The 11,802-nt window shown below is 39.4% G+C and carries 11 protein-coding genes; all 11 read right to left on the reverse strand.

Features of this window, described 5'->3' with window-relative positions; all coding sequences use genetic code 11:
- Nucleotides 1–14: 14 nt before the first annotated feature.
- The 11 genes from EV203_RS04985 to ftsL all read right to left on the reverse strand — a co-directional run bounded on the left by EV203_RS04985 (nt 15) and on the right by ftsL (nt 11,792).
- Entirely contained in the window at nt 15–359 is a 345-nt protein-coding gene (locus EV203_RS04985; protein ID WP_011025864.1) for a small basic family protein, read from the reverse strand.
- Nucleotides 359–1,087 (reverse strand): DUF881 domain-containing protein, encoded by a 729-nt coding sequence (locus EV203_RS04990; RefSeq protein ID WP_011025865.1) that lies wholly within the window; start codon nt 1,085–1,087, stop codon nt 359–361. Before EV203_RS04990 ends, EV203_RS04985 begins: the two co-directional genes overlap by 1 nt.
- A gap of 15 nt (nt 1,088–1,102) precedes the next feature.
- Nucleotides 1,103–1,801: a cell division protein FtsQ/DivIB gene (locus tag EV203_RS04995; protein WP_132039416.1), complete on the reverse strand. Its 699-nt coding sequence runs from the start codon at nt 1,799–1,801 to the stop codon at nt 1,103–1,105.
- Nucleotides 1,802–1,857: 56 nt separating this feature from the next.
- Nucleotides 1,858–3,111: a UDP-N-acetylglucosamine 1-carboxyvinyltransferase gene (gene murA / locus EV203_RS05000; protein ID WP_009611123.1), complete on the reverse strand. Its 1,254-nt coding sequence runs from the start codon at nt 3,109–3,111 to the stop codon at nt 1,858–1,860.
- A gap of 73 nt (nt 3,112–3,184) precedes the next feature.
- Nucleotides 3,185–4,279, reverse strand: a complete 1,095-nt coding sequence (gene murG / locus EV203_RS05005; RefSeq protein ID WP_022587308.1) for an undecaprenyldiphospho-muramoylpentapeptide beta-N-acetylglucosaminyltransferase — start codon at nt 4,277–4,279, stop codon at nt 3,185–3,187.
- 6 nt (nt 4,280–4,285) lie between these two features.
- Nucleotides 4,286–5,392 carry a stage V sporulation protein E gene (gene spoVE, locus EV203_RS05010; protein WP_011025867.1) on the reverse strand — a complete coding sequence of 369 codons (1,107 nt, stop codon included), beginning with the start codon at nt 5,390–5,392 and terminating at the stop codon, nt 4,286–4,288.
- A gap of 4 nt (nt 5,393–5,396) precedes the next feature.
- Nucleotides 5,397–6,749, reverse strand: a complete 1,353-nt coding sequence (gene murD / locus EV203_RS05015; RefSeq protein WP_132039418.1) for a UDP-N-acetylmuramoyl-L-alanine--D-glutamate ligase — start codon at nt 6,747–6,749, stop codon at nt 5,397–5,399.
- Nucleotides 6,750–6,761: 12 nt separating this feature from the next.
- Complete coding sequence (gene mraY / locus EV203_RS05020) at nt 6,762–7,712, reverse strand: phospho-N-acetylmuramoyl-pentapeptide-transferase (protein WP_132039420.1); 951 nt, start codon at nt 7,710–7,712, stop codon at nt 6,762–6,764.
- Nucleotides 7,713–7,733: 21 nt separating this feature from the next.
- Nucleotides 7,734–9,182 (reverse strand): UDP-N-acetylmuramoyl-L-alanyl-D-glutamate--2,6-diaminopimelate ligase, encoded by a 1,449-nt coding sequence (locus EV203_RS05025; protein WP_031313955.1) that lies wholly within the window; start codon nt 9,180–9,182, stop codon nt 7,734–7,736.
- 81 nt (nt 9,183–9,263) lie between these two features.
- Entirely contained in the window at nt 9,264–11,300 is a 2,037-nt protein-coding gene (locus EV203_RS05030; protein WP_165911583.1) for a stage V sporulation protein D, read from the reverse strand.
- A gap of 51 nt (nt 11,301–11,351) precedes the next feature.
- Entirely contained in the window at nt 11,352–11,792 is a 441-nt protein-coding gene (gene ftsL / locus EV203_RS05035) for a cell division protein FtsL (protein WP_011025872.1), read from the reverse strand.
- Between the last annotated feature and the right edge of the window lie 10 nt (nt 11,793–11,802).

An 11,802-nucleotide genomic window follows, 5' to 3' on the forward strand; every position in this document is an offset into this window, starting at 1 on the left:
TCCTTAAAAGCCCACTACCTTCGCCGCATCCTGTCTATCAAATACCTTCTTATGTAGGCAAAGTTTGAGAAAAGCCTGCTTCCAAACACAAACACAGCTGCTAGATAGATAGGAACTCCCAAAACATCTCCAATATACGCGAGCCCTCCAGCTAAAATTATATTGCCAAAAAATCCTGTGATAAAAATTAGGTTGTCAAACTTTTCTTCAAAACTTGCCCTTATCCCTCCAAAGACCGAATCCAAAGCTGCAAGAATTGCCACAGAAAGGTAAGGAGCATAGCTAAAAGGTATGTTAATGGGAAGTACAAAACCTATTATAAGTCCAAGCAACAAGCTCAAAGCTATTATATATGCCATTACTTCTTCTCTCCCTCAACCAATGGTTTCGCATATCTAAATTTCAATACGCCATCGTACTTTTTTATGACTATCTTGTCTGACTTCTTTATATTTACTTCTATTCCCCATGTAGCTAGGCTATCTACAACTCCGCCTTTCAATTTCAAGGCTGCTTCTAAAGTATCAGGGTCTCCTATAGCCTTTATCACATATGGAGCAGCAAATCGCACAGAATTTACTACCACAGTAGGTCCAACACATCTTATCTCTGAAGTTGCAATGAGCCTCTGGTCATTTAAAGAAATGGCTTCAGCTCCTGCTGCTCTTAACTCATTTACAATCCTCAATAAGTCCTCATCATGCACTAAAAACAAATTCGGGTCCTGTCCAGGTGGAACAGGCTGCTTGCTGTCATTTACCGTGACAATGACCCCTGGTCCCTGAAGGTCTGTAAGCCCAGCCAGCTCTTTGTACTTTTCAACTTCACTCTTTAAAGTCTGTGTAATCACACTGTTTTTAGAAGCCGAGTCCTCATACGCATTTATTTTGGCTTCCAATTCGCTTATTTGTTTCAACAAGGCTTCTTTCTCAGATTGCAATTGCTTTAATTGAGTAGCAAGCTCCTCTGCCCTCTGAGCTGTCACAACTCCACCTTTTTTTACAATCTTAAATTGTGTAGAAAGCATTATGCCCAACACAAGAGAAACCAGCGCAATCGATATATATATACTAAAACCTTTTTTCATACGTACCCCCATCCTCTATTGCATAAATACGGCATTGCCATCTCCTATAATTTCTATCTTACCACTTTTGTAACCCTTTTTAAGCAAATCCTTTAATATTAATTCGGCAAACTTAAAGGAATAATTAACATCAGCAGGATTTTTGAGAAAAATATTTATTCCCTGCTTTGAAAGAAGTTCTACCTCATTCTCTTTTATATACCTGAGGGCATAATAATTACTTTTACTCTCAATCAAACCTAGCACTTCGCTGAGAAGAGTTTTATCAAAATTGCTATTTAACTTTTTCCCTATCTGATATCTTTCCACCTTAATTCCCTCGATCAATAGAAGGCCAGGTGCAAAACTCCCCTTTTCTACAATTACGCCCTCTTTGTCTATCTTCAAATAATCGCTTTTGTACCTGACTTGAGCAACCACACGCCTTTCTTCGACAAAAATTTCTACTCTGTTTGGATAAAGAATTTTAACTTTACATTCTTTTATATAAGGATTTTCTAGGAGGTTTTTCTCCACCTGCTTTGGGTTGACTTTAAAAATATTAGTCCCTGCCTGTATTTTTGAAATCTCTTTAATATCATTATAAGACAAAATTTGATTGCCTACAACTTTTATAGACTTTATTTTGAAATAATTTGTGTGAAAGGCAAAAACATAACTCAAAACTGCCAAAATTAAAAGGAAGAAAATTACTCTAAAGGCTCTTTTGTTCATAGTTTTCACCTGCTTGTACCTTTTTCCGCTAATATGTAAAACAGCATGACGCTGTTTTACATAATTCTGACAATATCTGCTCCCACGCTCTTTAAAGCCTTTTCTAAAGATTCGTATCCTCTATCTATGTGTTCTGCTCCTTCTACAACAGTAGTCCCTTCAGCACCCAATCCAGCTATTACAAGAGCTACTCCTCCCCTTAGGTCTTTTGCCAAAACTTTCGCCCCTGTTATTTTGTCTACTCCTCTTATTACCGCTACTCTTCCTTCCACTTTTATGTCAGCTCCCATTCTCACCAGTTCTTCTGTGTATTTAAATCTATTGTCAAAGATAGTCTCTGTGACTATTGAAGTGCCTTCAGCAATAGAAAGCACAGAAACTATCTGGGGCTGCAAATCCGTAGGAAATCCAGGGTAAGGCAAGGTCACAATCATATCCACAGCTTTTGGCCTTTTATTGCAGGTAATTTTTATATAGTCATTTCCTGTTTTTAATTCACAACCTGTTTCTTTAAGTTTAGAAATTAAGGGCTCTAAATGCTCTTTTAAAGCTTTTACAACAGTCAGTTCTCCTCTTGTCATTGCCGCAGCACAAAGGTAAGTACCAGCAACAATTCTATCCGGAATTATAGTGTACTCGGTATCATGAAGTTTTTTCACTCCCTCAATCACAATAGTGTTTGTTCCTGCTCCAGTAATTCTAGCTCCCATGGAGTTTAAGAAATTCTGCAAATCTTCTATCTCCGGCTCTTTAGCCGCATTTCTTATAACAGTTATCCCATCAGCCAATGTAGCTGCTAACATTATGTTCTCTGTAGCTCCAACACTTGGAAGGTCTAAGTGAATCTCATTTCCCCTAACCCTTACCCCTTTACATCTTATATACCCGTAAGACTCTTCAATCTCGACCCCCAGTTTTTTTAAGCCTTTAAGATGCAAATCTATTGGCCTGTGACCTATATCGCACCCTCCAGGAAAACTTATAAAAGCTTTTTTGTTTCGGGCAATTAAGGCTCCCATCAGAAAAATGGAAGACCGCATGGTTCTCATCAAATTGTCTGGAATTTCGCTGTCTTTTACATCTCTCGCATCTACTACGATGTCTCTCCCGCTAAAACTTACTTTGCAGCCTATGTGCTCAAGAATCTCAATCATGGAATCTACATCCTTGAGCCTAGGGCAGTTGTGAATGACAGAAACTCCTTCATTTAAAATAGTAGCGGCAAGAATTGGCAGAATAGAATTTTTAGCCCCATGTACCTCTACTTCGCCATAAAGCCTCTTCCCTCCATTTATCTTGAATTTCCCCATCTTATCCCCCCTAAAAAATTCCCGCTTACACCCATATACTATGCATGGATAAGATGGGGTGTTACATATATTATTAAGTTATGGTTTTAACGAGTTGGTATATCTTGTAAGATGCATCTGTCCTGCTCATACTTTTAGCTTTTTCTCTCATTTCATTAAGGAGGGAAGGCTCACTTAAAAGATATTCAATCTTTTCATAAAGCTTTTTGGCATCAAGGTCCTTTTCTAAAATCACATGGGAAGCTCCTTGCCTCTCTAAAAGGCGAGCATTATACTCCTGATGGTTGTTTGCAACGTAAGGAGATGGAATCAAAATCGATGGAACTCCCACTGCTGTAATTTCTGAAAGGGTTATAGCCCCTGCCCTGCAAATCATTATATCTGCTGCAGCATACACATACTGCATTTCATGGCTATATGGAACTATTTTCACTGAATCGTCCAAAACCACATTTTCTTTTTTAACTTTTTCCAACACTTTATCGTAGTTAGAAGAACCAGTTATTATAAGTACCTGAAACTTTCTATCCTTTATCTTTAACAATTCCACCATGGTGGAATTGATTTTTTCTGCTCCTCTGCTTCCTCCAACAGAAACCACCAAAGGCTTGGACATAGAAAAGCCCAGCTTTTCTCTCCCCTCTTCTTTTTTTACTCTCAAAAGCTCCTCTCTTATAGGGTTACCTGTAACCACTACTTTTTTAGCTTTTTTGAAATACTTAACAGAATCTTCAAAACTGACAGCTACTATATCTACAAAAGGCGAAAGCAATCTATTAGTAAGTCCTGGAAAAGCATTCTGTTCGTGGATCAAAGTTGGTATTCTTTTTATCACTGCTGCCATCAAAACAGGCCCACATACATAGCCCCCTGTTCCGATCACCACATGGGGCTTGAAGTCTTTCAAAATTTTATTAGCCTGTTTAAAACCAGTAAAGGCCTTGTACACAGTCTTTAAAGTATCGAAAGATAGCTTTCTTTTAAAGCCTTGAACTTCTATGGTGACTAGCTCAAAGCCTTCCCGCGGCACCAGTTCTTTCTCCAAGCCCTTTTCTGTTCCCACAAATAGTATTTGGGCATCCTGTTCATTTTTTAAAATTTCCTTAGCTATAGCTACAGCCGGGTAAATATGCCCCCCTGTGCCTCCTCCTGCAAACAGATACCTCAAATGTCATCAGCTCCTATCTAAATTTGCATGTCTCGATATATTCAAAAGTATCCCAACTCCAGCCATCATGATGAGCGTAGAAGTACCTCCATAGCTTATAAAAGGCAGAGAAACTCCTGTGGGCGGCATGGATGAGGTAACAACTGCTACATTAATAAAAGCCTGAATTCCGATTAAACTGGTAATACCCGTAGCTAAAAGGCATCCAAACATGTCTGGCGCTTTAGCTGCTACCCTCAAACCTCTTAAAATTATGTACAAGAACATGAGAAGAATAGTCACTGTACCCACAAGCCCAAGTTCCTCACCAATTATGGAAAATATAAAGTCATTATGAGGCATTGGAAGGTACATGAGCTTCTGACGACTGTTCCCAAGTCCTACACCAAAAAGTCCGCCAGAGCCTAAGGCATAAAGTGATTGAACTATCTGGTAGCCAGACTTCTGTATGTCCTGCCACGGATTTAAAAAGGTTAAAACTCTTTCCCTCACATATTTGAAGGAAGAGATAACTAAAACTGCAACCCCTAATCCTGTACCAAGAAGAATTCCCATGTAGGATAGCTTAGCTCCTGCTACAAAAAGCATCACAACTGACACAATAAATATTATGCCTGCAGTACTGAAATTTGGCTGAAGCATTATCAGCCCAAAAAATACCCCTGCCAATCCCAAGACGGGAATTACTCCTTTTTTTAAGCTCTTTGCATATTCAGGATGTTTGTCAAAGTACTTCGCCAGATATATTATAAGAGCATATTTAGCAATTTCAGAGGGCTGAACAGTAAAATTACCTACTCCTATCCACCTCGTAGCATTGTACCTTTCAACTCCAATTCCTGGGATTAAAACCAGTACAAGCAGTACTATTGAAATCACAAGAAAAGCCCCTGCCCACCTTTTAAACCAAAGGTAATCTACATTCATTGTAAAAACCATGGCAAAAAAGCCTAATATTGCCCATACCAGCTGCCTCTTGAGGAAATAATAGGGGTCGTTGTACATGTACTCGGCAGTAGCAGCACTTGCACTAAAAACCATTACCACCCCTATTGCCACTAAAATCATCACCACAAGCAAAATTCCGTAATCCACAGGGGGCTTTTTCTTCATCTTTTTACCTCCTCAAATCCATTACAGCCTTTTTAAAAGCTTTGCCTCTCTCTTCGAAGTTTTTAAACATGTCCCAGCTAGCACAGGCCGGCGACAGAAGAACGCTATCCCCCTTTTCTGCCACCTCATAAGCTTTTCTCACAGCCTCTTCTAAAGAATCCACCAAAAATATGTCTTCTTCAGGGTATGAATACTTAAGAGCAGTTTTCTTTATCTTTTGAGCAGTCTGCCCTATAAGGATTAACTTTCTCACTTTCTTATCAAATGTCTTTACAAACTCGTCAAACTCACTTCCCTTGTCATAACCGCCTGCAATTAGGACTATAGGAGTTTTAAGAGCCTGAATAGCCTTTATAGATGCGTCGGGATTGGTGCCTTTAGAATCGTTGTAAAACTTTATCCCCTCTATTTCCGCTACAAACTCTATTCTATGTTCCACACCCTTGAAAGTTCTCAAAGTCGTCTCAATAGCATCAACCTCAATTCCAGAAAGATAAGCTACCGATGAAGCCGCCAATGCATTTTCTAAATTGTGCTCTCCGGGAATGTATATATCCTCAACTTTAATCACTTTCTTATTCTGTAAGTATAAAAAGCCTTCTTTTACATACGCTCCATTTTCCAGGACTTTCTTTCTACTGAAAGGAAAAACTTTCGCTTTTGCCCTTTCTTTCAACCCCCATGTGACAGGGTCGTCATAGTTTAAAACTACGTATTCTTCTTCCCTTTGGTTTTCAAAAATTCTTCCTTTTATATTTGCATAGTTTTCAAAGGTCTTGTGCCTGTCAAGATGGTCAGGCGTTATGTTTATTATACAGCTTATCTTAGGCCTAAATTCTTTTACAGTTTCAAGCTGAAAACTGCTGATCTCTGCTACAATATGGTCATTAGGTCCCGCTTCTAAAGCGGCATAGATGAGAGGATACCCTATATTGCCAGCTACATACACCTTCCTTCCAGCGTTTCTAAACATCTCGCCTAACAGAGAAGTTGTAGTAGTCTTTCCATTTGTACCTGTGATTGCATAAATAGGGGCTTTTGAAAGCCTATAAGCTAGTTCTACCTCTCCCAGTATTTCAAGTCCCATGTCTTTAGCCTTTTTTACTATTTCCGATTCGAGAGAGATGCCTGGACTTAAAACTACCAGCTCTATTCCTTTCAAAAACTCTTCCTTAAACTCCCCCAGTTTTATCTCTACAGGCAAATCCTTTAACTCCTCTAAAGCTTCTTTTAAGGCTATTTCATTTTTCTGGTCATAAGCTATTACATTTGCTCCCAGATTTACAAGCACACGGCAGAGTGCTACACCACTTACGCCTAACCCTGCTACAAATACTCTTTTTTCTTTTAATTCCATATACTGCACTCCTTAACTCAGACTGTAAAAAGATACAAATAAAGCAATCAATGTAACCAACCAAAAGCTGTATACAACTTTCTCTTCTTTCCAACCCGAAAGCTCAAAATGGTGATGCAAAGGGCTCATTTTAAAAATCCTCTTTCCGAATAACTTGAAAGAAAACACCTGCAAAATAACTGAAATAGCCTCAGCCACATAAATTATCCCTAAAACAGGCAATATCAAAGGAAGTTTGGTAAGAAGCGCAACAGTCGCTACCGCTCCTCCAATCGCAAGAGAACCTGTATCCCCCATAAACACTTCAGCGGGATGCTTATTGTACCTCAAAAACCCAAGCAGTCCTCCTGTCAAAGAAGCGCTGAATACTCCATAGGTCACATCGTTTAAAAACAGAGCAATCATTGCAAAAAAAGCCATGACAATAGTGGATACTCCTGCTGCCAATCCATCCAGCCCATCCGTAAGGTTGACGCTGTTCACAGTTCCAACAATTATAAACACAGCAAAAGGAATATAAAAATTCGCTAAATCAACAGACCTCTTAAAAAATGGGACGATTATCTCTGTGCCCACATTGCTCTTTATAAACCAAGAAATTACAATGGCCAGCAAAAACTGTGCCAGCAGTTTTTCTCTAGCGCGAAGCCCTAAAGACCTTTTAAAATACACCTTTAAAAAGTCGTCTGCAAAACCTATAAGTCCATATCCTAAAAATCCTGCTAGCAGTATAAAAAGATATTTATTCCACGGAGAGAAAATCAGAGATGTCAAAAAAGTAGCAACTACAAATATAATTCCTCCCATTGTAGGAGTGCCAGACTTTTTCAAGTGAGTTTTAGGTCCATCTTCTCTTACTTTTTGACTAAATTTTAGCTTTCTTAAGTATGGAATAAAAAATCTCCCAGATATAATAGCTACAGTAAAAGACAATAAAGTCGCAAATATTATCTTTTGTATCATCCTACCTTATCCTCTCCTGTCTTATTTTTCGCTTTCAGCTAAGATTTCCTTCACTATCTCTCTTTCATCAAAAGGAATGACTTTATCCCCTATGATCTGATACGTCTCATGTCCCTTTCCTGCTAATATAATGACGTCATCCTTCTGAGCATTTGACAATGCATACCTTATCGCTTCTCTCCTGTCTTCAATGACGACGTACGGACAGTTTGTCTTTTTTATCCCCTCTTCAATCTGTGCAATTATCTCTTTTGGGTTCTCTGACCTCGGATTATCTGAAGTCAATATGCAGAAGTCAGCGTATTTACCTGCAACCTCTCCCATAAGAGGCCTTTTGCTCTTATCTCTATCTCCTCCTGCTCCAAAAACCAATATCTTCCTTCCAGCTTCGTATTCCTTTAAAGCCTCCATTATATTTCGTATACCGTCTGGAGTATGGGCATAGTCAATGAACACATAAAAATCTCTTCCTGTCTCAACAGGCTCAAATCTCCCCTTCACTGTCACATGGCTTAAAGCTTCTCTAACACTCCTTAGAGGAATTCCTAGAAAGTCTGCCACAGTAATAGCAGCCAGAGCATTGTACACGCTAAACAATCCAGGTATTTTTAAAGAAATCTCCTCCTTTTTATCCTGAATCTGGACTTTAAATTTAACTCCACTTAGACTATTTTTTATTTCTTTTGCCATCACATAGGCAAAATCTTTTATGCCATATGTGAGCACTTTGCCCTTTGAACTCTCTATCATCATTGAAGAATATTTGTCATCTATGTTTATCACAGAGGCCTTTTTGGCCATCTTAAACAATTTGCTCTTCGTCTTTGCATATTCTTCCATGCTTTCGTGGAAGTCAAGGTGGTCCTGCGATAAATTGGTAAAAACAGCTATGTCAAAATCGCAGCTGTCCACCCTGTGCAAAGCCAAAGAATGAGAGGATACTTCCATGACAACATATTTAACTCCCTCATTTACCATGAGGCTGAAAAGCTCCTGCAAATCCAAAGACTCTGGGGTTGTGTGGGTGGTAGGTATCACCCTATCTCCTATCATGTTTTGTATTGTTCCTACCAGCCCTACTTTGTTGTTCTGCTGTTCCAAAATAGCTTTAAGCATGTATGTCACAGAAGTTTTACCATTAGTACCAGTGATACCTATCAATGTAAGTTTACTAGTAGGATTGTTGTAAAAATTAGAAGCAATTTTCGCCATAGCTGCCCTCGCATCTTCTACAAGCACCACCGTGACTCCTGGATATTCGCTTATATCCCTGTCAGTAACAACAGCCACAGCCCCATTTTTTATAGCCTCTTCTACATACAAAAGCCCGTCTGTCTTAAATCCCTTTATAGCTATGAAAAGGTATTTAGGCTTAGCTTTTCTCGAATCGTAGCACACCCCGCTTATATCTACATTTGGATTCCCCTTTATCTCATGCTTTACCCCTTTTAACAAATCTACAAGTCTCATAATAGGCCTCCTCGCACCGATACTGACCAATTGCTATCACTAATAGTATAGCACAATTATCTATTTTGCATAGAGGCTAGTTCAATTTTCCTTCGGCCTGAACTCAACTTCCACAACTTCTCCCCTTTTAACAAGCGTCCCCTCTTTAGGACTCTGGTCCACTGCAAATCCTGTACCTTTTATTTTTATCCTTAAGCCCAGGCTGTTCAAAATCTCTGTCGCTTCTTTAACACTTTTCCCTTTCAAATCAGGTACCACTACTTCCTCTGTAGAAACTCCATTTAAATACAGTATAATTTTAGTATTCTCATTGACCAAAGCTCCAGGCTTTGGAACCTGGTCAAATACAGTATCTCCATTTCCCTGTAAAATAAAATCAAGCTTATTTTCAAGTATAATTCTTTCTGCTTCATACAATTTCATGTTCCTCACATCTGGCACCATTACCGTCTCGGGCTTTTTTACCCCTCTGGGCTGGACTTCCAGATACTTTAAAGTATCGTCCAAAATGCTCTTCACAACAGGTGCAGCCAGCTGACTTCCAAAGTGGGTCTCTGGGTTGTTAGGCTCATCTATGACGACAAGCACAATAACTTTTGGGTCATCTGCCGGCGCAAATCCTACAAAAGAAGCTACATATTTCCCCGGCATGTACTTCTCTGTGGTTCCTGTCTTCCCCGCCACGTCAAAGCCTTCAATATAACCTGCTTTGCCTGTACCTTCTGCCACCACACTTTTTAGTATTTCCCGCATTGTAGCAGAAGTTTCTTCTGAAATTACACGCCTTACAATCTTCGGCTTAAACTCTTTTACCACTTTCCCCTTTGAATCGACGATTGCCTTCACTATCTGCGGTTGCATCAATTTGCCTCCATTAGCTATAGCAGCTACTGCTGTAATCATCTGAAGGGGAGTAACTGCAATGCCCTGCCCAAAAGAATTTGTTGCCAGTTCTACAGGTCCAACTCTTTCTTCCGGCAATACAAGCCCGGGAGCTTCTCCAGGAAGAAGAATACCTGTAGTCTTTCCAAATCCAAAATCTCTTATGTATTTATATAGTTTTTCAACTCCCAGCCTCTGCCCTACAGTCACAAAGACCACGTTACAAGAATTCTGCACTCCTTTTACAAAATCCTCGCTACCATGTGTTGCCCAGCAATTAATCCTGTGCCCTGCAACAGTCGTATAGCCGGGGCAGTAGAACTGTTCATGTAAACTTACAACCTTTTCCTCTAGTGCAGCAGAAGCAGTTATAGTTTTAAAGACAGAACCCGGCTCATAGGAGTCAGAAATTGCCTTATTCCTCCACCGCCTATACCATTCTTCTTCAGGACCTTCAAAGGGATTATTGGGATCGAAATTAGGCCTATTGGCCAAAGCCAGTATTTCGCCTGTTTTGGGGTCCATTACAATGGCCACTGCACCTTTTGAAGGCTTAGAATGTACCATAGCCTGATTCAAAGCCTTCTCAGTAAAATGCTGTATTGTCTCATCAATAGTGAGAACTACATTATATCCTGGAAGAGGTTCAAAATACTCTTCCTCTCCTGTGTCTATCTTTCGCCCTATGGCATCCATGGGAGTGGTAGACTTTCCAGGTATTCCTCTCAAAAAATTATCAAACACAAGTTCTACTCCGTCCAGTCCCTGATTATCAATTCCTGTAAAGCCCAAAACATGGCAGGCAAGTGTGCCTTCTGGATAAAATCTCTTCATGTCTTCAGAAACTATTACCCCATCTATATTAAGTCTCAATATGGCTTTCGCCTTTTCCTCATCTACCTGCTTGGCAATCAATACCTCTTGCAAGTTTTTATTAGAAATTCTTTCCAAAACTTTTTGTCTATCAAGGCCAAGGATACTGGCCAAAGTTTCTGCCACTACCTGCCTTTTAGAATCTGGAATTTCTTTTGGAATCACGCTAATTTTGCTCACACTTATATTTTCAGCCAAAACCTTTCCGTTTCTATCAAATATATACCCTCTTTTGCCACTTAAAGACACATCCAACGTCCATTGAGGCAAAGCCATCTTTTGATATTCTTCGCCTTTTACCACTTGTATGAAGAAAAGTCTCATCATAAGTCCAAACACAACAGCAAAAGACAGAAACAGCAAAAAAAGAATTCGCTTTTTCGTAGAAACCGTTGGATGTATCTAAAATCCCCCCTATCTATTGAACACCCCCAATAACCTCATGAAGAAACTGTCCTTTTTATGAGGTTCTTTTGGATTATCGCTTTCTGCAACTTTCGGGACCTCTCCTACTTTCACATACACTATCTGGTCCTTCTCAGGGAGTTGCATTTTAAGCCTTTCCTTTGCAATCTCTTCAATCCTCGCCGGGTTGCTTAAAGAAGCAATTTCTGCCCTCAATTGCTGATTAATGCTTTCAGTATACTCAATTTGTTTCTCCAGTCTATCTAAAGCGAGGGATTTTTCATAAATAAGTGCATATCTATACAATACCAAGATGCTTAGAGAAGCCACTATTACGACTAAGATCAAATTTTTCAACTTGGCATTTGGCTTAGCTTTTTTGTCAGGCTTTTTGTCGTAAGAGGTATATGGGGGATATTGATAATTATAATCTTTTTGAGCTACTATCAATTTATTCTAC

The organism is Caldanaerobacter subterraneus, assembly GCF_004345675.1.
Taxonomy (GTDB): Bacteria; Bacillota; Thermoanaerobacteria; order Thermoanaerobacterales; family Thermoanaerobacteraceae; genus Thermoanaerobacter; species Thermoanaerobacter subterraneus.